Source organism: Ensifer sp. M14 (genome assembly GCF_003355565.1).
Lineage (GTDB): Bacteria > Pseudomonadota > Alphaproteobacteria > Rhizobiales > Rhizobiaceae > Ensifer.
The window spans coordinates 87,750-108,737 of record NZ_QJNR01000013.1 but is presented as its reverse complement, the minus strand read 5'-3'; the positions used below and the strand labels follow the sequence as shown (position 1 = coordinate 108,737).

General features: G+C 61.1%; 25 protein-coding genes. 7 read left to right on the top strand and 18 right to left on the bottom strand.

What is annotated here, in order from left to right; all coding sequences use genetic code 11:
• The 13 genes from BLJAPNOD_RS28545 to BLJAPNOD_RS28485 all read right to left on the bottom strand — a co-directional run.
• A partial coding sequence (locus tag BLJAPNOD_RS28545; RefSeq protein WP_244611132.1) for an isocitrate/isopropylmalate family dehydrogenase occupies nucleotides 1–184 on the bottom strand: 184 nt, incomplete at its 3' end.
• Between the two features lie 77 nt (nucleotides 185–261).
• The gene (locus tag BLJAPNOD_RS28540; RefSeq protein WP_077504468.1) at nucleotides 262–513 is read right to left on the bottom strand and encodes a hypothetical protein; all 252 of its coding nucleotides are present in this window, start codon (nucleotides 511–513) and stop codon (nucleotides 262–264) included.
• Nucleotides 510–1,901: an amidase gene (locus BLJAPNOD_RS28535; protein WP_115422298.1), complete on the bottom strand. Its 1,392-nt coding sequence runs from the start codon at nucleotides 1,899–1,901 to the stop codon at nucleotides 510–512. Before BLJAPNOD_RS28535 ends, BLJAPNOD_RS28540 begins: the two co-directional genes overlap by 4 nt.
• Nucleotides 1,902–1,956: 55 nt before the next feature.
• A complete protein-coding gene (locus BLJAPNOD_RS28530; protein ID WP_077504470.1) occupies nucleotides 1,957–2,931 on the bottom strand; it encodes an oligopeptide/dipeptide ABC transporter ATP-binding protein in 975 nt (324 codons plus the stop codon).
• Entirely contained in the window at nucleotides 2,928–3,944 is a 1,017-nt protein-coding gene (locus BLJAPNOD_RS28525) for an ABC transporter ATP-binding protein (protein ID WP_115422297.1), read from the bottom strand. Before BLJAPNOD_RS28525 ends, BLJAPNOD_RS28530 begins: the two co-directional genes overlap by 4 nt.
• Complete coding sequence (locus BLJAPNOD_RS28520; RefSeq protein WP_115422296.1) at nucleotides 3,941–4,801, bottom strand: ABC transporter permease; 861 nt, start codon at nucleotides 4,799–4,801, stop codon at nucleotides 3,941–3,943. The genes BLJAPNOD_RS28525 and BLJAPNOD_RS28520 overlap by 4 nt, the downstream gene beginning before the upstream one ends.
• Nucleotides 4,801–5,751, bottom strand: a complete 951-nt coding sequence (locus BLJAPNOD_RS28515) for an ABC transporter permease (RefSeq protein WP_077504552.1) — start codon at nucleotides 5,749–5,751, stop codon at nucleotides 4,801–4,803. The genes BLJAPNOD_RS28520 and BLJAPNOD_RS28515 overlap by 1 nt, the downstream gene beginning before the upstream one ends.
• A 157-nt stretch (nucleotides 5,752–5,908) precedes the next feature.
• Nucleotides 5,909–7,384, bottom strand: a complete 1,476-nt coding sequence (locus tag BLJAPNOD_RS28510) for an ABC transporter substrate-binding protein (RefSeq protein WP_115422295.1) — start codon at nucleotides 7,382–7,384, stop codon at nucleotides 5,909–5,911.
• A gap of 40 nt (nucleotides 7,385–7,424) precedes the next feature.
• Nucleotides 7,425–8,171, bottom strand: coding sequence for a glucose 1-dehydrogenase (locus BLJAPNOD_RS28505; protein ID WP_077504474.1), 747 nt, complete (start codon nucleotides 8,169–8,171; stop codon nucleotides 7,425–7,427).
• A gap of 82 nt (nucleotides 8,172–8,253) precedes the next feature.
• Entirely contained in the window at nucleotides 8,254–9,705 is a 1,452-nt protein-coding gene (locus tag BLJAPNOD_RS28500; protein WP_077504475.1) for an aldehyde dehydrogenase family protein, read from the bottom strand.
• A complete protein-coding gene (locus tag BLJAPNOD_RS28495) occupies nucleotides 9,695–10,378 on the bottom strand; it encodes a GntR family transcriptional regulator (protein WP_115422294.1) in 684 nt (227 codons plus the stop codon). Before BLJAPNOD_RS28495 ends, BLJAPNOD_RS28500 begins: the two co-directional genes overlap by 11 nt.
• Before the next feature lie 254 nt (nucleotides 10,379–10,632).
• The gene (locus BLJAPNOD_RS28490) at nucleotides 10,633–11,430 is read right to left on the bottom strand and encodes an ABC transporter ATP-binding protein (RefSeq protein ID WP_115422293.1); all 798 of its coding nucleotides are present in this window, start codon (nucleotides 11,428–11,430) and stop codon (nucleotides 10,633–10,635) included.
• Complete coding sequence (locus tag BLJAPNOD_RS28485) at nucleotides 11,427–12,218, bottom strand: iron chelate uptake ABC transporter family permease subunit (protein WP_115422292.1); 792 nt, start codon at nucleotides 12,216–12,218, stop codon at nucleotides 11,427–11,429. The genes BLJAPNOD_RS28490 and BLJAPNOD_RS28485 overlap by 4 nt, the downstream gene beginning before the upstream one ends.
• A 266-nt stretch (nucleotides 12,219–12,484) precedes the next feature.
• Here BLJAPNOD_RS28485 and BLJAPNOD_RS28480 point away from each other — a divergent pair, with 266 nt between their 5' ends.
• Both BLJAPNOD_RS28480 and BLJAPNOD_RS28475 read left to right on the top strand, forming a co-directional pair.
• Complete coding sequence (locus BLJAPNOD_RS28480; protein WP_115422291.1) at nucleotides 12,485–12,709, top strand: hypothetical protein; 225 nt, start codon at nucleotides 12,485–12,487, stop codon at nucleotides 12,707–12,709.
• 129 nt (nucleotides 12,710–12,838) lie between these two features.
• Nucleotides 12,839–13,462 carry a hypothetical protein gene (locus tag BLJAPNOD_RS28475; protein WP_147294603.1) on the top strand — a complete coding sequence of 208 codons (624 nt, stop codon included), beginning with the start codon at nucleotides 12,839–12,841 and terminating at the stop codon, nucleotides 13,460–13,462.
• Between the two features lie 381 nt (nucleotides 13,463–13,843).
• Here the strand turns inward: BLJAPNOD_RS28475 and BLJAPNOD_RS28470 are convergent, their stop codons facing one another.
• The 4 genes from BLJAPNOD_RS28470 to BLJAPNOD_RS28455 form a co-directional block, all read right to left on the bottom strand.
• Nucleotides 13,844–14,233, bottom strand: a complete 390-nt coding sequence (locus tag BLJAPNOD_RS28470; RefSeq protein WP_115422289.1) for a DUF302 domain-containing protein — start codon at nucleotides 14,231–14,233, stop codon at nucleotides 13,844–13,846.
• A gap of 155 nt (nucleotides 14,234–14,388) precedes the next feature.
• Nucleotides 14,389–14,751 (bottom strand): EF-hand domain-containing protein, encoded by a 363-nt coding sequence (locus BLJAPNOD_RS28465; RefSeq protein WP_077504481.1) that lies wholly within the window; start codon nucleotides 14,749–14,751, stop codon nucleotides 14,389–14,391.
• Between the two features lie 272 nt (nucleotides 14,752–15,023).
• Nucleotides 15,024–15,410, bottom strand: a complete 387-nt coding sequence (locus BLJAPNOD_RS28460; RefSeq protein ID WP_244611131.1) for a metalloregulator ArsR/SmtB family transcription factor — start codon at nucleotides 15,408–15,410, stop codon at nucleotides 15,024–15,026.
• Between the two features lie 29 nt (nucleotides 15,411–15,439).
• Nucleotides 15,440–16,078: a peroxiredoxin gene (locus BLJAPNOD_RS28455; protein WP_077504483.1), complete on the bottom strand. Its 639-nt coding sequence runs from the start codon at nucleotides 16,076–16,078 to the stop codon at nucleotides 15,440–15,442.
• Between the two features lie 130 nt (nucleotides 16,079–16,208).
• Here BLJAPNOD_RS28455 and BLJAPNOD_RS28450 point away from each other — a divergent pair, with 130 nt between their 5' ends.
• The 4 genes from BLJAPNOD_RS28450 to BLJAPNOD_RS28435 all read left to right on the top strand — a co-directional run bounded on the left by BLJAPNOD_RS28450 (nucleotide 16,209) and on the right by BLJAPNOD_RS28435 (nucleotide 19,014).
• Nucleotides 16,209–17,147 (top strand): MBL fold metallo-hydrolase, encoded by a 939-nt coding sequence (locus tag BLJAPNOD_RS28450; RefSeq protein WP_115422288.1) that lies wholly within the window; start codon nucleotides 16,209–16,211, stop codon nucleotides 17,145–17,147.
• Between the two features lie 5 nt (nucleotides 17,148–17,152).
• The gene (locus tag BLJAPNOD_RS28445) at nucleotides 17,153–17,584 is read left to right on the top strand and encodes a YeeE/YedE thiosulfate transporter family protein (RefSeq protein ID WP_077504485.1); all 432 of its coding nucleotides are present in this window, start codon (nucleotides 17,153–17,155) and stop codon (nucleotides 17,582–17,584) included.
• Nucleotides 17,584–18,018, top strand: a complete 435-nt coding sequence (locus BLJAPNOD_RS28440) for a DUF6691 family protein (RefSeq protein WP_115422325.1) — start codon at nucleotides 17,584–17,586, stop codon at nucleotides 18,016–18,018. Before BLJAPNOD_RS28445 ends, BLJAPNOD_RS28440 begins: the two co-directional genes overlap by 1 nt.
• A 204-nt stretch (nucleotides 18,019–18,222) precedes the next feature.
• The gene (locus BLJAPNOD_RS28435) at nucleotides 18,223–19,014 is read left to right on the top strand and encodes a sulfite exporter TauE/SafE family protein (RefSeq protein WP_115422324.1); all 792 of its coding nucleotides are present in this window, start codon (nucleotides 18,223–18,225) and stop codon (nucleotides 19,012–19,014) included.
• A 175-nt stretch (nucleotides 19,015–19,189) separates the two neighbouring features.
• Here the strand turns inward: BLJAPNOD_RS28435 and BLJAPNOD_RS28430 are convergent, their stop codons facing one another.
• Nucleotides 19,190–20,794, bottom strand: a complete 1,605-nt coding sequence (locus BLJAPNOD_RS28430) for an FMN-binding glutamate synthase family protein (RefSeq protein WP_244611134.1) — start codon at nucleotides 20,792–20,794, stop codon at nucleotides 19,190–19,192.
• On the opposite strand from BLJAPNOD_RS28430, the gene BLJAPNOD_RS36230 reads away from it, so the two are divergent.
• Nucleotides 20,681–20,983 carry a hypothetical protein gene (locus tag BLJAPNOD_RS36230; RefSeq protein ID WP_244611137.1) on the top strand — a complete coding sequence of 101 codons (303 nt, stop codon included), beginning with the start codon at nucleotides 20,681–20,683 and terminating at the stop codon, nucleotides 20,981–20,983. The two genes, BLJAPNOD_RS28430 and BLJAPNOD_RS36230, sit on opposite strands and share 114 nt — an antisense overlap.
• Nucleotides 20,984–20,988: the final 5 nt, after the last annotated feature.

The window sequence follows — 20,988 nt, the reverse complement described above, 5'->3', positions numbered from 1 at the left end:
CCATGTCCCCTTCCGAAATTGCCTGGCCGTGGGCATCGTAAGCCGAGCCGCCGACGAGGCCTTCGTCCGTCACGAAACCGGCGCCAAGCGAGGCGTTCATGTAGGCAATGATTTTGCGGACTTGCGCCATGGCTTCCGGGCCGATGCCGTCGCCGGGAAGGATGAAAAGCTTACGAACGGCCATGTCGGCACTCCTGTCGTTTTCGTCTGATTGTGAGCGGCGATGCCGCGTTAGTGTTCGGTGTCAGCCAGGCCCGACTATCAGCCAGCGGCGCGCGGGCCGAGCTCGGATGTGAGTCGTGCGCCTTCGATCTGCCCGATGCGCTCGCGAAGGGTATTTGCGACCGCGTGCGAGGCGGAAGAGACGGCGATCTCGAGGTTCGCTTTGCCGCCATCCACCTCGACGGCAAGCTTTGACACGCCGACACCGAGCCGGCGAACGATATCGAGCAGCCGGGAGACGATGTTCTCCAGATCGCCGCTTTCGACGGTGTAACGCATCGTGTCCGTCATGCGGCGACCACTGGCCAGCGGCGCTGTTGTGGACGCAGGGTCTCGAAGGACCGCGCCAGCCGCAACACGCCGATATCGTCGAATTGTTGGCCGATGATCTGAAGCCCGATCGGCAGGCCGCCGGCGGTGTAGCCGCAATTGAGCGAGATCGCCGGCTGTCCGCCCATGTTCACGGCGACCGTAAAGGCGATATGCTCGAACGGCTTTTGCGGGTCATTGACCGGCGAGGCCCATTCGGCGGGATAGGAGGCTGTCGGCGCCGTCGGCGAGAGGATGAAATCAAAGCCGGTCAGCGCCGCGTGGATGGCGTTGCGCATGGCATCGATCTGGGCGAAGCCGGTATAGACTTCGCGGCCGGAGAAATTCTCTGCAGTTCTGATCCAGTCGAAAATGTAAGGCAGGATCTGCGCCTGCTGCGCCGGCGAAAGTCGCGAGACGTCTTCCCAGCCGCGCGCGCGCCAGAAGCGGTCGAGGCCATCGATCATCTCGCGGGTGAGGAACGGGCCGACAGGCTCGATGATCGCGCCGGCATCGGCGAGGAGCTTTGCCGCTTGATTGACCGCTTGCTCAGTTTCGGCGCTGACCACCTGGCCAAAGCCCGCATCCAGCCAGAGGCCGATCTTCAGCCCCCTGACATCTCGATCAAGGTCGAGCCAAGGAATATCGTTATAGGGCAAGGACATGGTATCGCGCGCATCCGGCTTCGACAAAACGGACATGTAGAGTGCCGTGTCGGCGACGGTGCGGGTCATTGGCCCTGCGACACGGCCGATGAAAGGCGGGTTGATCGGGACACGGCCTGCCGACGGCTTCAGGCCGACGACGCCGCACCAGCCAGCCGGCAAACGGACCGAACCGCCGATATCGGTACCGATATGGAGCGGGCCGTAGCCGGCGGCGGCGGCAGCACCCGCACCGGCGCTCGAGCCGCCGGGATTGGTCGAGGTGTCCCACGGATTACGGGCGAGCTTGTGGAAGCTCGAGAGGCCGGACGACAGCATGCCGTAATCCGGCATGGTGGTCTTGGCGAGAAGAATGCCGCCCGCCTCGCGAGTGCGCGCCGCCGGTGGCGCATCGGCGGCGGCGGGCGTAAGCGGCACGGCAGCACAGCCGAGCGGCACGGCCGTTCCCTTGGTCGCAATGTTTTCCTTGATCGTCACTGGCACGCCATCGATGGCGCCGAGCGGTTCGCCCTTGGACCAACGTGCTTCGGACTCCTTCGCGGCTTCACGCGCCGCGCCCGGATCATAGGCCCACAGCGCATTGAGTTTCGGTTCGGAGGCATCGATGCGCGTGATGACGGCGTCCACGACTTCGACGGGAGAGAGCCTTTTGAGGCGATAGGCTTCGACAAGATCGACAGCGGAGAAATCGGCGAGATCGGACATGGCGGGTTCCTGCAGTAAGCGCAATTCCAGGGAATTGCGGACCTTTCAAAAAGCTCTAGGCAAAGTGACAGCGGGCGGACCAGGTCGGCGTGACCGGCTTGGCAATGGGTGTCTGGGTCAGGCAGAGGTCCTGCCTCAGCGGACAGACGGCGGAATAGGCGCAGCCGGCTGCGGTAGTTGCGGTATGCACCGGCGTTTGCGGCGGCGCGTCGGAGCGCATGCGCTTTCGACGCCCGGAAAAAGGTTTCGGCACGGCGGCGACAAGCGCCTGCGTATAGGGATGGCGCGGATTGTCGAACACCTCGCCCGTCGGCCCTTCCTCGACGATCCGGCCGAGGTGCATGACGGCGACCCGGTCGGTTATGGCGCGGACCACACCGAGATCATGACTGATGAACAGATAGGAGAGCCCGAGCCTTTCCTGCAGCTCCATCATCAGGTTCAGGACTTGGGCCTGGATCGAAACGTCGAGCGCCGAAACCGGTTCGTCGGCGACGATCAGCGCCGGCCGGGTGATCAGTGCGCGGGCAATGGCGATGCGCTGGCGCTGGCCGCCGGAAAACTCGTGCGGATACTTGTCGGCAGATGCGACCGGCAGACCGACGGCCTCCAGCACCTCCGCGATGCGCCGGTTGCGTTCAGGCGCGGCTATCCCGCGCTCCAGCGACACGATCGGCTCGGAGATGATCGTGCGGACCGTATGGCGTGGATCGAGCGAGCCATAGGGATCCTGAAAGATCGCCTGGAACCCCTTGCGCGCCTCGCGCATGTCCGCCCGGTTCAACGCATAGATGTCCCTGCCAGCAATGTTGACTTCGCCCGACTGCGGTCTTTCCAATCCCATGACGGCGCGCGCAAGCGTCGATTTTCCGGAACCGCTTTCCCCGACGATGCCGAGGCTTTGACCCGCGGCGAGCGCGATACTGACGCCGTGAAGGACGCGCAGACTTGCCTGTTTCGAAAAGATCGACGGGCGGGGCATCTGGTATTCGCGCACCAGATCGGTGGTTTTGAGAATGACCTCGCTCACGGCGCCACCATCCTTTCGCGGGGATGAAAGCAGGCGGCGCGATGCGGCACGTTTCCATCGTTATTGATCAGATCGAGCGGCGGTATCGTCCGCCGGCAATCCGGCTCGGCGAAGGAACAGCGCTCGGCAAAGGAACAGTGTGGCGGTCGGGTAAAGGGATCCGGCACGATACCCGGGATCGCGTTCAGTCTCGGCCTCCCCTCACCCGCCTGCCGCGGAGCAAGGGCTGCACCATGCGGCGACGCGGCAAACAATCCCCTGGCATAAGGATGCGCCATGCGGGCAAACACATCGTCCGTACGCCCTGTCTCGATGATCCGCCCGGCATACATGACGGCGATGCGGTCGGTCATTTCCGAGACGACGCCGAGATCGTGGGTGATCAGCATCAATGCCGTGCCGGTGTCTTCAATCAGGTCGTCGAGCAGATCGAGGATCTGCGCCTGCACTGTCACGTCAAGCGCCGTCGTTGGTTCGTCGGCTATCAGCAGATCCGGTTCGCAGGCGATCGCCATGGCAATCATCACTCGCTGCCTCTGGCCGCCGGAAAGCTGGTGCGGATAGAGGTCCAGATTGAAGCGCGGAGCCGGTAGGCCGACCCGATCGAGCAGCGCTCGCGCCTTTCTTTCGGCATCGGTTTTGGTTTCGCCGAGATGAAGGCGTCGGCCTTCCGCGATCTGGGCGCCGATCGATTTGACCGGGTTGAGTGCGGTCATCGGCTCCTGGAAAATCATCGCAACGCGACGGCCGCGATAGCGACAGTAGTCGGCCTCAGGTAGGCCGGCGAGATTGCGGCCGTCGAAAGAAAGCTCGCCGCGCACCCGCATGCGCTCAGGCAACAGGCCCATGACGGCAAGCGCTGTCATCGACTTGCCGCTGCCGGATTCGCCGACGATACCAAGACGCTCGCCACGATTGAGATCGAGTTCGACGTCGCAAACGATGTCGACTTGGCTTGTGCCCGCCGATAGTTCGACCGACATGCCGGCCATTTGAAGCAAGGGTCTGGTCATCTTTGTCGCCTCACGCGCGGGTCGAGAATGTCGCGCAGACCATCGCCGAGAAGATTGAGGCCGAGCACGGCGAACGTGATCGCCAACCCCGGGAAGATCGCGAGCCATGGAGCCTGGTAGATGAAGGTCTGGGCATCGTTCAGCATCTTGCCCCAGCTCGGCATCGGCGGCTGCGTGCCGAGACCGACATATGAGAGCCCGGCTTCGGCAACGATCGCCAAGGCGAACTGGATCGTCACCTGGACGAGCAGCACGTGGTTGATGTTGGGCAGGATGTGCAACAGCGTGATGGCCACGTCGCCGCGACCGGCGCAGCGTGCCGCCTGCACATATTCTCGTTTCCAAAGGCCCATCGATGCACCGCGCGTCACGCGGGCAAAGACCGGAATGTTGAAGATGCCGATGGCTATCATGGCATTGGTGGCACCCGGGCCGAAGATGGCGGTGATGATCACCGCCGTCAGCAATGCCGGAAAGGCGAAGGCAAGGTCGCTCATGCGCATGACCAGGCCATCGACCCAGCCGCCGCGGGCGGCAGCCCAGGCGCCGAGCGGCACGCCAATGCCCGCGCCGACCAAAACCGCGACGATCGAAACGGTGATCGAATTGCGCGCCCCGACCATGATCATCGACAGGATGTCGCGGCCGAAATTGTCCGTGCCGAACCAGTGGGCAAGGCTCGGCCCCTGAAGCTTGTCGCGGAAGTTCATCGCCGTCGGCGGATAAGGCGTCCAGACATAGGACGAGAGCGCCATCGCCACGAGAATGAAGGTGACGATCGCACCGAGCGTCAGGCTTCGGCTGGCGAACAGTTTCGACAACAGGCCTGGTTCCGAGACGACTGCGGAATTGGACATCAGTGGCCTCCCCTCGACAGACGCGGGTCCAGATAGCCGTAGACGAGATCGACTAGGAAATTGATGGTGATGACGGAGGCGGCCAGCAGCGTCACCAGCGTCTGTACCGTGACGAGATCGCGCTGGGCGATTGCCTGAAACACCAGGCGGCCGATGCCCGGCAGGTTGAAGACGTTCTCGATGATGATCGTGCCGGCAAGCAGAAACGAAAACTGCAGGCCGATGATGGTGACGACCGGGATCAGGGCGTTCGGCACCGCGTGTTTCCACAGAGCGCCGGCGCGCGTCAGCCCTTTGGCACGGGCGGTGCGGATGAAATCTTCACCCAGCGTTTCGATCACGGCCGATCGGGTGACGCGCCCGAGGATTGCGGCAAGCGGCAGGCCGAGCGCGAGGGCCGGAAGGATGAGCGAGCGCAGCCCGATCCAGATACCGTCCTGCCAGCCGGAGAAGCCTGAAGCAGGGAACCAGGCAAGCTTCAGCGCAAACAGCAAAATGAAGAGAAGAGCCAGCCAGAAGTTCGGGACGGCAACGCCGACCTGGGCGACGCCCATGACGATCGTATCGGCTGCCTTGCCGCGGTTGGCCGCGGCATAGACGCCGATGGCAATGGCCACCACGACCGAGATCGCCATGGAAAGCAGAGCCAGGGGCAATGTCACGAGAATGCGCGGGCCGAGCAGCTCGCGGATCGGAACGGAATAGGTGAGGCTTGTGCCGAAATCACCGACGACGAAGCCACCGATCCAGTGGAGGTAGCGGATCCATATCGGCTGATCGAGACCGAGCTGGCGGTGCAGCGCCGCAATCGCGTCCGCATCGGCGTTCAGGCCGAGCATCAGCACCGCCGGATCCCCGGGCAGGACCTGCATCAGCAGAAAGACGATGACTGAGGCAACCAGGGTCGTCAAAATGAGCGACACAAGGCGACCGCCAACAAAGGAAATCACATCAACCTCCCGGATTGCGCTGATGTCGACCGACACCGGGTGCGGCGGTCAAGGTCTGATGTTCACCCGCCCCCGGTGAAGGGCGAGTATTCGAGCGGGATGAGGAAGAGCGTGTGCGGTTTTCTGCCCGCATGCCGCTCCGCCTCATGGGAACCAATCAGTTCTCCCAATAGGTCTGGGTCTGGTCATCAGCCGGCACCGGCATGTTCGTCCAGAGACCCTTCACCTTCTTGTTCCAGACGCCGATCTTCGGAAGGGCGTAGAGGAAGACGTTCGGCTCATCTGCCGCCAGCTTGCGCTGGAGCTGGCCGACGAGATCAAGCTGCTCAGCCTCGGTCGAGGCGAGCGTGAAGGACTTGTAGAGCGCCTTGTACTCGGGATTCTGGTAGTTGAAGTAGTATTTGTCGCGGGCGTAGATATCCAGATCACGAGCCTCGGCATGCGCGATGATCGTCGCGTCGAAATCGGAGTTCTTGAACACCTGGTCGAGCCACTGCGCAAACTCGATCGGGACGAGGTTCACCTTTATCCCGGCTTCGCTGAGCATGGCCGCGACGATCTCGCCGCCGCGACGCGCATAGGCCGGTGGCGGCAGCATGATGGTCATCTCCAGGCCTTCAACGCCCGCTTCCTGCAGTAGTTGCTGAGCCTTGGCCGGGTCGTAGGGATAGGTTTCATTGAGATCGATGTAACCGGGCTCGACCGGCGAATAGTGGGAACCGATCGTCGATCCGAAACCGGAATAGGTACCTTCGACCAGCGTCTTGCGATCGATCGCATGGGCAATTGCCTGGCGGACCCTGACGTCATCGAACGGCTTGCGCGCATTGTTGAGTGCAAGAACCACCTTGCCAGAAGTGCTGCCGACCTCGACCTGCAGGTTGGGATCGCTCTCGAACTGACTGACGAGTTCGGCGGCCTGGAACATCGGGAACGCATCGACATTGCCGGCAAGAACGGCGGCTGCCGCCGCCGAGGGGTCGCTGATGAATTTGAACGTGACTTCGCTGAGCTTGGCCGGATCGCCCCAATATTCAGCGTTTTTCTCGAGCACGACCTTGTCGCCCTTCGCCCATTCCTTGAACTTGAACGGCCCGGTGCCGACAGGCTTGGTCTTGTTGTCGGCAGCCGACGACGGCGCGATCATCACCGCGTCACCCCAGGCCATGTTGAACAGGAAGTTGGACGCCGGCCGCTTGAGCGTCACGACGGCCGTTGCCGGATCCGGGCACTCGGTCTTTTCGATTGGCTCGAACAGTCCCTTCTGCGCATTGGTGGAATCTGCCGAGATCGCGCGCTCATAGGAGAACTTCACGACCGAGCAGTCGAACGGCGTGCCGTCATGGAACTTGACGCCCTGACGAAGCTTGAAGCTGTAGGTTTTCTGGTCGTCGGACACCGTCCAGCTTTCAGCCAGAAGCGGCTTGACCGTGCCATCCTCGACCACCCGCACCAGCCCTTCGAACAGGTTGCCGTAGGTGATGTAGCGGATGGGTGCTGCGGCACCCGCGGTCGGGTCAAGGCCCGGCGGCTCCAGCACCTGGCCGACAGTGATTGTATCCTTTGCCATGGCCGGCGCCAGCGACGCGGCAATGAAGCACGAGGCAAGCGCCCATTTCGTCAAGTTCATCATGGTTCCCCGCTTTGCGGTTGGTTGTTTATAGTCCCAGTCTTCAGATCGAACGTCCGCCATCCACATCAAGCGCGACGCCGGTGATCATCGATGCCTGCGGCGAGGCGACGAAGGCAGCGGCTTCGGCGAGATCCTCGGGCTTCAGCAGACGTCCGAGCGGAATGGAATCGCGGAACTTCTGGCGGATTTCCTCGCTGTCCTCGCCCATGAAGGTCGAGAGCAGTGGTGTCTCGCCGGCGACCGGGTTGAGCGCCACGACGCGAATGTTGAAAGGCGCAAGCTCGATCGCCAGCGCCTTGGTGGCGGACACCACCCAGCCCTTGGTCGCATTGTACCAGGCAAGGTTTGGTCGCGGCCGGTTGGCCCCAGTCGAGGCGATGTTGACGATCACGCCGGATGTGTTCGCCTTCATGTGCGGCAGCAGCGCGCGCGTCATCAGGTAGACGCCACGCACGTTGACACCGAGGATCCGGTCGAACTCATCAGGCTCGACCAGTTCGGCGTTTTGCGGCTTGTGGCCGATGCCGGCGTTGTTGATGAGAACATCGATGCGCCCGAATTTCTCGAGCCCTGCAGCAACCGCAGCCTCGACATCTGCCTGCTTGGCGATATCGGCAACAACTGCGAACGCGTTGTTGCCAAGCTCCTTGGCAACTCGCTGGGCACCTGCAGCATCGCGGTCGACAACGACTACCTTTGCCCCGCCATCGACGAAACGCTTCGCAATGCCCTCGCCGAAACCGGAGCCTGCGCCGGTGATGAGAGCGATCTTACCTTCTAGTGACACATGTTCCTCCCGAGGCAAACTTGGATCGTGGGCTGAAGCAGGATGCAGGCGGAAAACCGCACACGGTTTTCCTCATCCCGCTCTAGCCGTGGTAGACAGAAATGGTTTTCATGCTGGCAAAACCGTAGAGGGCCTCAAAACCCTTCTCGCGACCATGGCCCGATTTCTTGACGCCGCCGAAGGGCAGCTCGACGCCGCCACCGGCGCCGTAATTGTTGATGAAGACCTGGCCGGCGTGGACAGCGCGCGCCAGACGCAATTGCCGACCGCCGTCGTTGGTCCACACACCACAGACGAGACCGTAGGCGGTGCCGTTTGCAAGCCGGACGGCTTCCTCTTCGCTGTCGAACGGCATGATTACCTGCACCGGGCCGAAGATTTCCTCCTGGACCGTGCGGTGCTCGTGCGGCACGTCGCGCAGCAATGTCGGCGCGACATAGGCACCCTCAGCGGGCGCACCGGCGATGATCTCGCCTTTGGCCGCAACCTTGAGGCCATCCTTCGCGGCGTCCGCAAGAAAGCCCTCGATAATCGCCTTCTGTCGTTGCGACACGACCGGACCGACGGAGAGATCGGCGGCGGCAGGACCGACCTTCAGCGCCCGGTATCTTTCACTCATGCGCGCAATGACCTCTTCATAGACGCCGCGCTCGACGAGGATGCGTGACGAGGCCGAGCAGGTCTGGCCGGCATTCTGGATACCGGCATTGACCAGGAATGGAACGGCACGATCGAGGTCCGCATCGGCAAAGACGATCTGTGCCGACTTGCCGCCGAGTTCAAGCGTCACCGGCACCGCATTTTTCGCGGCCGCCGCCTGCACCATTTCGCCGGTTCGAACCGAGCCGGTAAAGGAGATGTGGTTGATGTCGGGATGCTCGGAGAGTGCGGCGCCCGCCTCCGAGCCGAGACCGGTGACGATATTGAGTGCGCCCACCGGCAGACCCTCTTCTTCGGCGATGCGTGCGAACTCGAGGATCGTCAGGCACGCTTCCTCGGCCGGCTTGACCACGGCGGCGTTGCCCATGGCAAGGGCGGCCCCGAGACTTCGACCAAGGATCTGCATCGGATAGTTCCAAGGGATGATATGGCCCGTAACCCCATGCGGTTCGTAAACCGTCAGCACGGTAAAACCGTTCTGGTAGGGGATCGTGTCGCCATGCACCTTGTCGGCGGCGCCGCCGTAGAATTCGAGGTAGCGCGCTAGCGCGACGACATCAGCCCGCGCCTGTGTCAGGGGCTTGCCAACATCCCTCGCCTCAAGCTCGGTCAAAAGGTCGATGTTTCGCAGCACCGCCGTTGCGATCCGGCTGAGAGTCCGTCCGCGTTCGGTTGCTGTCATCCGTCCCCACTCGCCCGACAGTGCCGCCCGCGCGGACTGCACGGCCAGATCCACATCTTCCCGGGTTCCCCGGGCAATGCGGGCGAAGACCTCGCCGTTCGAGGGATCTCGCACGTCGATAAGCTCGCCCCCGCTCGCGTCCTGCCAGGTGTTGGCGATGAAATTGCTGTAGGTCTTCACATCATGCCTCATTGTCAGTCTCACGCTCCTCCAGGAGCGCTTTCAATCTCGTGGCCGTCGCATGGATATGTGCTCGCGCCACTTTTTCGGCCTCGTCTGGATTTCTTGCCGCAATCGCCTCGACAATCATGCGGTGTTCGGTAACCGCGGTGCTGGCGCGTTCGCTGGACAAGGAAAAGGCGGGGGCAAAGACTTGCGACGTCATGCGCAGAAGCGGCCCGAGCGACGAAAGCGATGTGTTGCGCGAGGCACTGACGATCGCCTCGTGAAAGACGACGTTGGACTGGGTGTAGGCGGCCGGATCCCAGCGCTCGACAACCTTCTGCTGCTGCTCGATCTGTTTGACGAGTGCCTTGATTTCGGGTGCGGTGGCGCGCTCGGCGGCATTGCGGGCAGCCACGCCATCCATCGCCTCGCGCACGGCGTACGCGTCCAGCAGCTTCGGCAGGTCGGCGGTGGCCACCCTCACACCACTGCCGGGCTTGTTGACGACGAGCCCGTCGCGCTCGAGCACCCGCAGGGCTTCGCGTAGCGGCGTGCGGCTAATGCCGAACTCGGCGGCGATGCGCTCCTGGCGCAGCGTCGCTCCCGGCGCGTAGATGCCGGCATAGATGCGCTCGCGAAGCGCGTGAGCGATTTCGTCGAGCAGGCGTGACTGGCTTCGCCATTCGAAGGTCTGGGTCATCGATCCCTCCCAAGATCGAGGCAAATTGTATCCAGGATACAGATGATGTCAATTGCGATTGGTAAGACAGCGAACTGCTGCTCACATAAAGCGATCATGGTCGAGTTCATGTCGGCGTCACGGCCACACGTTAAGGGGGCTGATCTTTTGCATACGATTTGAAACGTCCCGTCGCACTGGGATACGACGTATCCTACAGAAGCAGCACCTTCAGGCGCGATGCACTTGCTCGCCTGCAGCCCGAGCCGCAGCGCTCACCCGCGTGGTTTTGATCGAGGCACGATCAATGGCGTTGCGGAAATCGGGTCGTCAATGATCATGCACGAGAGCCCGAAAACGTCCTCCACCAGCGGGGAGGTGATGATCGTGGCCGGCTCGCCTTCGGCGACGATCGTTCCATCGCGCATTGCGATGATATGCGTGGCGTAGCGGCAGGCGTGATTGAGGTCGTGAAGCACAGCCACCAACGTTCGACCACAGTGACGGCTGAGATACTGGCAGAGATCCAAGAGCTCGATCTGGTGGGCGATATCGAGGAAGGTGGTCGGCTCATCCAGCAAAAGGATCGGGGTTTCCTGCGCCAGCACCATACCGATCCAGACACGCTGGCGTTGGCCGCCGGAGAGTTCATCGACCGGTCGAGCCGCGAGATCGGCAATTCCTGTCAGTTCCATCGCCTGCCAGACAGCCGCTTCATCTGCCTTCGACCATTGCCTTAGAAAGGACTGATGGGGATAGCGCCCACGCGAAACCAGATCGAAAACCGAAATCCCCTCCGGCGCTATCGATGATTGCGGCAACAGTCCGATCCGGCTGGCCACCGCCTTTGCGGCGCGCTTGCCGATCTCCTTGCCGTCGAGAACGATCTGCCCCGAACTCGGCGGCAGGAGGCGCGCCAGTGCCCGCAGCAAGGTGGACTTTCCGCTGGCGTTCGGGCCAACGATGACTGTGAACGAACCGTCGGGTATCGCGACGGAAAGCTTCTCGGAGATGACCCGCCGTTCGTATGCCAGTGTAACGGCCTTCGCATAAAGCCGAGGGGTGTTGCTCATGACCTTCGGATCTCCCGCAGCAAAAGCCAGACGAAGTAAAGCCCACCGATGCTGACGGTCATGACACCGACCGGCAGCGGCGATGCGAACGCATGCTGCGCCGCTCCGTCGGCTGCAAGCAGCATCAGGCCGCCGACCAGCGCCGACGACGCCAAGGGAACGCCGGGCGCGTGCGCTAGCCGTCTGGCGATCTGCGGCGCGGCAAGGGCAACGAAGGCAATCGGACCTGAAACCGCTGTGACGGTTGCCGTCATCGCCACACCCAGCACCAGGAGAGCAAGGCGCGTGACGCCGGTGGAAACACCGGTCGAAACGGCCAGATCGTCTCCAAGTTCGAGTTGGCGCATCGGACGCGCCAGGACGATCGTAAGAGGCATCAACGCCAAAAGGACGGCTGCGACGAGATTGACGTCGGCTTGACCAAGCCCATTCAAGGTCCCGGCTCCCCATATAGCGGCTGCAAGTGCGGCCGGCAGGTCAGCCTGGCGTATCAGCCAAAGATTGAAGGCGCCGAGCATGGCGGAGACGCCGATCCCGACGATAATCAGGCGAAAGCCCTGGATGCCGTTTTTCCAGGCAAGAAAATAGACAATCGCCGCCGTGACCAGACCGCCGAGGACCGCGCCCACTCCCATCTCCTGCTGACCGCCGCCGGGGATCAACATGGCCACGAGCGCACCGGAATAGGACCTTGGTTTTGCACCTAGAGTGTGCAATCGGACGAGGTTAGCGGGACCTGATGCACGAGCGGGAAACACGCCAAAGTGCAGCTCGTCATTCGCGATCATGTAGAGCGCCGCGTCTAGACAGACCAAACCGCTCGCGGCGCTCAGGTACGACTGACGCGGATGAGAGTTAGGGTCGAAGTTGAGGTCGCGTATTTTCTCAAGCTTGATCACGATTACTCCGTCCCTCCCCACGTCGACGGACTATGCATCTGCCGAAGGACATCGCGTGGCATGTCAGAGCGACAAACCCGGGCGCGTCAAATTTTCAATCACAAATCTCTTAAATAGCGCGCATATCATGTTGCACATCAGCACATGGAGCGCCGATGCGAGAGAAAAAACGTCGGGAGACCGAAACGATTTCCGAATCAATCCGGGAATTGGCTGTTCCGGGCATGAAACCCAAAGCTCTGATCGAAGCGGTCAGGGGCCGGCATCCGGATGCTTCCAAGAAAGACATTGCGCGCGCGGCGTTTCTCACTGTCATTCTTTCGGCTGCGCATACCCCGGAGGATGCCCAGGCGTTCCACGACCTTGCGAGCGACCCTTGATGGTCCCGCGCTCCGGCAATGACTCATCCCAAGCTTGAAAGTTAGGTAACACTAATATCTAAAGGCTGCAGCGTTTATCGCGCAGGGCTGCAAGCTCTTGATCACGGGATGACTCTGCGGGGATTCTACATGTTTTTGGTCCGCACCGATCTCGACGAAGCCATCAAACGATGGCGCGACATCATCTTGACGTCCTTACCGTGGGACCGACTTGGCGGCTACGTAGCCTTGCGCAGACATGATTTGACAATCGAGCTTCATGATCTCGACGAGGAGAGCGATCTCCTCATCTTTGCCACCGACGGCGAAGCTCTGGCCGATCGATTCCGTTTTACTTACCCCTTCGTCGTTACATACGGAGGAAATCCCGGCTACCCGCTGGAATATCTGGTTTGGCTTTCATTTCACATGCAAGCGAACTTCGAACGGTCGGGCGCTCTCGAGGTGAGCGCGACTTACGAGGACGAAGACGGAGACATCGAAAGCATGTCCGCCGTGGCCACGGGGTTCTCGAGTCAGGCCGACCTGGAAGATTTCATAGAGCGGTTCGATGGCAAGGACTTGAGCCAAGATCCCCTCTTCGGCTACGCGGTGTATGTTTCCGAAGTCATTAGCCCCTCATCATCGTCCCTGGACAACTGTTCCGGTGGCTTGAACAGGTCGAGCGCGGGCGCCGCAGGGGAAGCTCTCGACATGGAAGCGTCGAACGGAAAGCGGCCTGTTGGACAGCAAAAACAGCAGGACGTCCGCTAAGGCGGCCGTGGCGAAATACCGCGATGGGATGGGAGACGCCCCAGCCATCGCCGACATCAGCCGCAAATCAAAATCCCCATAGCCTCCGATTGTGGCCCGCGGGTTCCTTCCTCGGGGACTTTCGTACGCCTGCCGGCGCCCGAAACTCTTCACGGTAGCGGACTGCGAGGCACGCAGTTCGAATAGCCGCGATTGCGCCTGTCTTCCGCCGGCGCTTGCTTCAGCCGCGCCTCAAGGCTGGCGTTATGCTCCTCGATCAGTCGCCTCGCCGTAAACGACGACAACCTGTTGAGGCTCCACAGGCTGCGCAAACGTGCGCGTTGTTATGATCCGGTTCGGCGCGTCTCGTTGAGCGGTTTCCGGTTCAGTGCAGGCCGGATGTCAGATGGTTTTGACAGTCTGCAAGAGCAAGTCCCGAACCGTTGCGGCGACCTCCTTCAATTTGGTGTTTTCAATCGCCTGCATCGAGGCAACAGGGTCAACCGCACTCACCATTACGTTGCCTCCGGCAAGAGATCTGACAATCACATTGCATGGAAGCATTGCTCCGACCTTCGGCTCCACTTTCATGGCCTCCAGCGCCATGCTCGGATTGCAGGCACCAAGGATAAGATAGTCGCCGACGTCAACATCGAGCTTCTTCCGCATCGTGCTTTTGACGTCTATCTCCGTCAGCACGCCAAATCCGTGTTTCCCCAACGCCGCCACGGTTCTCTCAACCACGATGGCAAACGGTGTTCCATCAATCGTCTTGTCAATCGTATAGGTCATGGAATGAATCCGATCTCGTCGCCCGCTGCTGTAGAATGGAAGGCTGGATTACGCGCAGCCACAGCACAGACCGGATGAGCCTCGCGATGTTACACATGCGGTTTGCACGGACTTCGATGGTGTTATTTACCGAAAAGAAGCTCGGTCCCAGTCCCCTATTGATCCCGAATGAAGGCCTGCATCTCCTCGGGCGTCACCTTGGCGTCCTTGTTCGCATCGACCTTGTCGAAGATCCGCTTATGGATCGTTGTAACTTCCTCGAATGAAAGGGCGCCGTCGCCATCGACATCGGCGATCACAAACATGATCTTCATCATATGACCCGGCATCATATTGGGCCGCATGCCACCCATCATGCCGTAGCGCCTCCCCCCCATCATCGCACCGGGCATCACCTCGGAGTAACCTGGCTGCGCATCTTGTTCTGCGGCCGGGGCCGCCTGCGCGAAACAAAGCGTGGGGCTGCCTGCGGTGAGCGTGGCGACAATAGCCACACGTGCGAGTTTTGCCGTTGTCATGTGCGATCTCCTTTCAATGCAGGAGATCCAAGGCGGGGGGCAATTCGCGTCCGCGCTTAGACATTCACCTGCAGTTGTATGAACATCCGGCAAACTAGCAGTGAAGCGATCCGGTTTCCTTGCGCCACGTCAATTGAGTTCGACATTTATCCAACCGGCTTGATGGCAAGCTCGAGGACTGACTTCATAGACCGTCCGTGATGTCGGCAGTCTCCGGGTACTTGACGATGGGTCTGGAAATAAAGGGCGCTTCACTTACGTGTTTAACGCAACTATCGGGCGGGTAGGATGCGTGCAAAATGTGCAGCGTCAACACCAACGGACTGCGCTCCAGAAGCCACCGGTTTCAACGCCTCAACCGCTCCAGGAGCAGCCGTCTCCACGCCGCAAAACAGGTTCAACAGCAAGTCCATTACAGCCTCGGCGCGGCCATCCGCGATCGAATAGTAGATCTGGCGGGACTGTCGCCGCGTCTTGACGAGGCCGGCCTGCCGGAGCTCGGCCAGTTGTTGGGAAAGGGCCGGTTGCTTGATGCCGAGCGCCTCCTGAATATCGCTGACCGACGATTCCTGCCTGGCGATCTGACACAACAGCATGAGGCGGTTTGCATTGCTGAATTGGCGCATGAAGTCCGCTGCTTCCGGCGCCTTGGCGATCATCGTCTCCAGCGATACGCTGGGTTTCCCGCTCATGCCCGCTTCTCCCGGAAGTACCATGCTTCGCCCTCACGCAGATCGTCTCCGTCCATCTGAGCAATCAGCGCCTGTTCGACGAGCGCATCACCCGGCCTCCAGCCCTCGGGAGTGGAGGCATCTTCCTGCTCGGCAGTCTGGATCGCAGCGACAAGACGCAGCAATTCATCGACCGAGCGGCCGACATTCATGGGATACCAGACAATCGCTCGGATTATGCCGGCCGGGTCGATGACAAAGGTCGCCCGCACGGTCGCGCTGCTCTCGGAGGAGCTGTCGATCATTCCGTAGGCGCGCGAGATCACCATCGCGGCGTCCTCGACAATCGGGAAGGTCACCTTCACCGCGAACCGCTCATTGATGTCGCGAATCCAGGCGATGTGGGAGTTGAGGCTGTCCACCGAAAGGCCCAGGAGGGCACAGTCGAGTTTCTCGAACTGCGGAGCCGCGCGAGCAAGCGCTATGAATTCGCTGGTGCAGACCGGCGTGAAATCCGCAGGGTGTGAGAAAAACAAGACCCATCGACCGCGGAAGGCCGACAACGTAATCGGCCCGGCCGTCGAGCGCGCGGCAAAGCCTGGCGCGAGATCATTCAAGCGCGGAGGGATGGCGGGAGGAATCGTCATTTCGTTCATCGTCGAATCCTGGCTGCGGTCGGTTTTCCATGTGATAGCCGCAAAGCGCTTCTGAAGCCAGAATATACACACTTGCATATTTACTGTAAATATGTATATATGACGAAATCACTAACGGAGGATCACCGCCATGAACGGTCCTGACGCCGACCTGCCCCTAGATTTTGCCCGATCGCTCGTCGAGAACGCCCTCGCCGACCCCGCGAGACGCCCCATCGTCGCATCGTTCTTCAATGATCAGACCTTCACGATTAGCCATGTGGTGCGCGATCCGCAGTCGAATGCCTGTGCCATCATCGACAGCGTACTGGACTATGATGCAGCATCCGGCCGCACCACGAACACCTCCGCACAGGAGCTGATCGATTACGTCAAATCGGAAGGTCTCGAAGTGCAGTGGCTGCTCGAGACCCACGCTCATGCCGACCATCTTTCTGCCGCCCCCCTTCTCCAAGCAGAACTTGGCGGTCAGCTTGCGATCGGACGGGAGATCATTCGTGTCCAGGAGGCCTTCGGTAAAATCTTCAACGAAGGCACCGAGTTCCAGCGCGATGGCAGCCAATTCGACCTGCTCTTCAACGATGGTGATCGCTTCAAGATCGGCAATCTCGATGCGACAGTCCTACATGTTCCAGGCCATACGCCCGCCTGCCTCGCCTATATCGTCGGCGATACCGTCCTGCCCGGCGACACGCTGTTCATGCCGGATTACGGCACGGCGCGCTGCGACTTTCCTGGCGGTGACGCCCGCCAGCTTTACCGGTCGATCCAGCGCCTCATGAAACTGCCTGACGAAGCGCGCATGTTTCTCTGCCATGATTACAAGGCGCCCGACCGCGATCACTACGCCTGGGAGACCACCGTCGGCGCCGAACGCACCGGTAACATCCACGTTCGCGACGGTGTGAGCGAGGACGAGTTCTACAAGATGCGCACCGAGCGCGACGCAACGCTTGCCATGCCCAAGCTGATCCTGCCCTCCGTGCAGGTGAACATGCGCGCTGGCCAATTGCCGCCCGCCGAGGATAACGGCGTTCAGTATCTCAAGATTCCTCTAAATACGCTGTGACCGCAATGAACGACTTCAATATGATGTGGCCGCTGGCAGGCGGTCTTCTTATCGGCCTGTCGGCAGGTCTCTATCTCCTGACGACCGGACGGATCGCCGGGATTTCCGGCCTTACGGCCGCTGCGATCGGCCTGACCGGCGCTGGCTTCAGCAAGCTCGGAATCGGCTTCCTGGGCGGCATTCTCGCCGGCGCGGCACTCGCTTCGGCCTTCATCCGCCAGCCCGAGGTCGTCGTCACATCATCAGCGCCACTGCTCGTCATTGCCGGCCTCCTGGTCGGTTTTGGAACGCGGCTCGGCTCGGGATGCACGAGCGGACACGGCGTCTGTGGCCTTGCGCGGCTGTCGCCGCGCTCGCTGGTCGCGACGCTGATCTTCATGACCGTCGCCGCGGCGACTGTCTTCGTCGTTCACCTTGTCACGGGAGGCCAGGCATGATGCTTGCAAGAATCCTTGCCGCGGTCCTGTGCGGTCTTCTCTTCGGCATGGGCCTCGTCGTTTCCGACATGATCAACCCGGCGCGCGTGCTCGCCTTTCTCGATATTGCCGGCAACTGGGATCCATTGCTCGCCTTCGTCATGGGCGGCGCCCTGCTTCCCTCTTCGATCGCCTACTGGATCCGCAAACGGCAGGCTGCGCCCGCCTTCGATGACCGGTTCCATGTTCCTGCAAACGGCCGCCCGGACGTCGCCTTGGTCGGCGGCGCTGTGCTCTTCGGTCTTGGCTGGGGGCTCGTCGGCCTCTGCCCGGGTCCGGCAATCGCCGCACTCACCACTGGCCGTTGGCAGGTCGGCCTGTTCGTCGCAGCTATGCTCGCCGGCATGATCTTCCATCGCTTGACTTTTGGTCGCCCTTCCCCGGCGACGCAATAATCCGGGAGGAGGAAACTATGTATCACCGCCGTTTCTCCGCAGTCGGCTCTTTCTGAAATGAGCGAACTCCCGGTCAGCGTCACGGTGGTCAGCAACGCTGCCGGCGACGTTCCACGCGCGGCCACCAGAACTCGGAAGCGCTCCCGTCTACCGGGAAAATGAAAAGTTGCCGCCTGAGCGAGCAGCCAACAGCAAGGTTTGGACATGTATCTGGAACCCATTCAATACGCGCTCGGCGCGTTTTCCGGCATGCTTGTCGGCTTCACCCTCGGCCTCTTCGGCGGCGGCGGCTCGATCCTTGCGGTACCATTGATGGTTTATGTAGTCGGCGTTCAGAACCCCCATCTCGCAATCGGGACAAGCGCATTTGCGGTTGCCGTCAATGCCTTCGCCAATCTCGTCGGGCACGCGCGCTTCGGCAACGTCAAATGGCGCTGCGCCGGGATCTACAGCGTATCGGGAATTGCCGGCGCTTTGATCGGGTCCACCGTCGGCAAGGTGGTGGACGGGGAGCACCTACTGATCCTGTTTGCCCTTCTCATGCTTGTCGTCGGCGCGCTGATGTTCAAGGGCCGAGGCGCTGAAGGAGATCCTGGCGCACAATGTTCACGCGAGAATGCGTTGAAGGTCGTTACGTTCGGCGGACTGACCGGCATCTTTTCCGGCTTCTTTGGCATCGGCGGCGGCTTCCTGATCGTCCCCGGTTTGATCGCGTCGACAGGCATGCCGATCCTTTTCGCCATCGGCTCCTCCCTCGTCGCCGTAACCGCCTTCGGTTTGACGACAGCTTTGAACTATGCGTTCTCCGGCCTCGTCGACTGGGCTCTGGCGGCGGTATTCATTGGTGGCGGCGTGATTGGCGGATTTATCGGTGGTTTCGCGGCCAGGAAGCTTGCCGCCCAAAAAGGCGCGCTGAATACCTTCTTCGCGCTCCTCATCTTCATCGTCGCCGGATACATGCTCTACAGGGGCTACCTCCAGATCACCGGAACCTAAGGCAAGCACAGTAGCGCAGCCCGCGATCCCGGCGGCGGCGACCCAAAAAGACCTTGGCAACCGGGATCGTGACGCTAAATTCCCTGAGCAAATTTCCCCGTCAGAAGAGCCGAAGGCGCCTGTGACCGGTCAGGTTGGAATGCCTGTTCAAGCGCACATTTTCCCCGGCGAGCCGTCACGCTGCCTTACGCTTTCGAAACGGTCCATGCGGGATTTCGGGTGGCGCAAAGCTCTCGGCGCTGGCGCGGTCCCAGCGATCGTGCCAATCGGCCAGCTCAATTATTTCCTCTCCCGCCACGAGAAACCCTTCGGGAAGGTAGGGGTAGGCTTCATTGCCGTCGAGGAACTCGTTGTCTTTTTGCCGGAACATGAAGTGGTAGGGCATGAAGTTGCTCGGATCGTTGAGACCGGCCGCTCCCGCAATTTCACCAAGCGCGCGCATGGTGTTGCGATGAAACCGGGCCACGCGGTCGCTCTTGTCTCCGATGTCGATCGCGCGCTGGCGTATGGGGTCCTGGGTCGCGATGCCGACCGGACATTTGTTGGTATGGCAGGATTGCGCCTGAATGCAGCCGATCGCAAACATGAAACCGCGCGCGGCATTGCACCAGTCAGCTCCGAGCGCCAAAGTGCGGGCGATATCGAATGCGGACACGATCTTTCCTGCGGCACCGATCCTGACCTGACTGCGGATACCGGCTCCGCGCAACGTGTTGTGAACGAAGGTGAGCCCCTCAAGCATCGGCATTCCCACACGGTTGGCAAACTCCACGGGGGCAGCGCCTGTACCACCTTCTGCGCCATCGACAACGATGAAGTCGGGAACGATGCCCGTCTGAAGCATGGCCTTGACCATGCTCATGAATTCACGCCGGTGGCCGATGCACAATTTGAACCCGACCGGTTTGCCACCCGAAAGCTCCCTCAGCTGGCCGACGAACCGCATCAAGCCGATCGGTGTGGAAAACGTGCTGTGTGCCGCAGGCGAGGTACAATCGATCCCCATGGCGATGCCGCGGGCTTCGGCGATTTCGGATGAAATCTTCGATGCCGGCAACATACCGCCATGGCCAGGCTTGGCACCCTGACTCAGCTTGATCTCGATCATCTTGATCTGGGGGTCCGCAGAAAGCCGGGCGAATTTCTCCGCAGAGAACTGGCCATCGTCGCCCCGGCAGCCGAAATAGCCGGACGCGACCTGATAAATCAGATCACCGCCCCCCTGGCGGTGGTATCGGCTGATGCTGCCTTCACCGGTATCGTGGGCGAACCCACCCTTTCGCGCACCCGTATTGAGCGCCAGTATGGCATTGGCCGACAACGCACCGAAACTCATGGCAGAGATATTGTAGAGGCTGGCATCATAGGGTTGCTTGCAAGCCGGGCCGCCGATCCGCACACGGAAATCCGTATCGGCGATGGTGACCGGTGTCGCTGAATGGGTAAGCCAGGCATAGCCGGAGCCGTAGACATTCTCGATTGTGCCGAACGGCCGTTTGTCCTCCTCGCCTTTGGCGCGTTGGTAGACAAGGCCGCGATCCTGCCGATTGAATGGAACAGCGTCGTTATCGCTTTCGATGATATACTGGCGGATCTCCGGTCGGATGCTTTCCAGCAGAAAGCGCAGGTGCCCGACGACCGGATAGTTGCGCAAGATCGCATGTCGATGCTGGCGCAGATCGCAAATGCCGAGAACGAACAATACGCCGCAGACTGCAGCAACAACGAACAGCCAGCCGGTGTAAAATATGGCGGCGCCAAGAGAGGCGAATGCAGCCACTCCGACACAACAGAACACAGCATAGCGCTGATTGGAAATGAGAGCCTTTACCATTGTTATCCGGTCCCAAAAAAGATCATGGCTATCGAGGGAGAAGCCGCGGTTCGAGAAGTTCGCCAGGTAGCGAACGACACGACCTCTCCCAATATCCATTCTTTGGTAACCGAATGTTTATGGGACGATAAATGAGGCCG

Excerpts from the sequence above, each read along its gene's own strand:
- BLJAPNOD_RS28540 (WP_077504468.1), bottom strand. The coding sequence starts at position 513 with ATGACGGACACGATGCGTTACACCGTCGAAAGCGGCGATCTGGAGAAC.
- BLJAPNOD_RS28535 (WP_115422298.1), bottom strand. The coding sequence starts at position 1,901 with ATGTCCGATCTCGCCGATTTCTCCGCTGTCGATCTTGTCGAAGCCTAT.
- BLJAPNOD_RS28525 (WP_115422297.1), bottom strand. The coding sequence starts at position 3,944 with ATGACCAGACCCTTGCTTCAAATGGCCGGCATGTCGGTCGAACTATCG.
- BLJAPNOD_RS28520 (WP_115422296.1), bottom strand. The coding sequence starts at position 4,801 with ATGTCCAATTCCGCAGTCGTCTCGGAACCAGGCCTGTTGTCGAAACTG.
- BLJAPNOD_RS28510 (WP_115422295.1), bottom strand. The coding sequence starts at position 7,384 with ATGATGAACTTGACGAAATGGGCGCTTGCCTCGTGCTTCATTGCCGCG.
- BLJAPNOD_RS28500 (WP_077504475.1), bottom strand. The coding sequence starts at position 9,705 with ATGAGGCATGATGTGAAGACCTACAGCAATTTCATCGCCAACACCTGG.
- BLJAPNOD_RS28495 (WP_115422294.1), bottom strand. The coding sequence starts at position 10,378 with ATGACCCAGACCTTCGAATGGCGAAGCCAGTCACGCCTGCTCGACGAA.
- BLJAPNOD_RS28490 (WP_115422293.1), bottom strand. The coding sequence starts at position 11,430 with ATGAGCAACACCCCTCGGCTTTATGCGAAGGCCGTTACACTGGCATAC.
- BLJAPNOD_RS28485 (WP_115422292.1), bottom strand. The coding sequence starts at position 12,218 with ATGATCGCGAATGACGAGCTGCACTTTGGCGTGTTTCCCGCTCGTGCA.
- BLJAPNOD_RS28480 (WP_115422291.1), top strand. The coding sequence starts at position 12,485 with ATGCGAGAGAAAAAACGTCGGGAGACCGAAACGATTTCCGAATCAATC.
- BLJAPNOD_RS28475 (WP_147294603.1), top strand. The coding sequence starts at position 12,839 with ATGTTTTTGGTCCGCACCGATCTCGACGAAGCCATCAAACGATGGCGC.
- BLJAPNOD_RS28470 (WP_115422289.1), bottom strand. The coding sequence starts at position 14,233 with ATGACCTATACGATTGACAAGACGATTGATGGAACACCGTTTGCCATC.
- BLJAPNOD_RS28465 (WP_077504481.1), bottom strand. The coding sequence starts at position 14,751 with ATGACAACGGCAAAACTCGCACGTGTGGCTATTGTCGCCACGCTCACC.
- BLJAPNOD_RS28460 (WP_244611131.1), bottom strand. The coding sequence starts at position 15,410 with ATGATCGCCAAGGCGCCGGAAGCAGCGGACTTCATGCGCCAATTCAGC.
- BLJAPNOD_RS28455 (WP_077504483.1), bottom strand. The coding sequence starts at position 16,078 with ATGAACGAAATGACGATTCCTCCCGCCATCCCTCCGCGCTTGAATGAT.
- BLJAPNOD_RS28450 (WP_115422288.1), top strand. The coding sequence starts at position 16,209 with ATGAACGGTCCTGACGCCGACCTGCCCCTAGATTTTGCCCGATCGCTC.
- BLJAPNOD_RS28445 (WP_077504485.1), top strand. The coding sequence starts at position 17,153 with ATGAACGACTTCAATATGATGTGGCCGCTGGCAGGCGGTCTTCTTATC.
- BLJAPNOD_RS28440 (WP_115422325.1), top strand. The coding sequence starts at position 17,584 with ATGCTTGCAAGAATCCTTGCCGCGGTCCTGTGCGGTCTTCTCTTCGGC.
- BLJAPNOD_RS28435 (WP_115422324.1), top strand. The coding sequence starts at position 18,223 with ATGTATCTGGAACCCATTCAATACGCGCTCGGCGCGTTTTCCGGCATG.
- BLJAPNOD_RS36230 (WP_244611137.1), top strand. The coding sequence starts at position 20,681 with ATGCTGGCGCAGATCGCAAATGCCGAGAACGAACAATACGCCGCAGAC.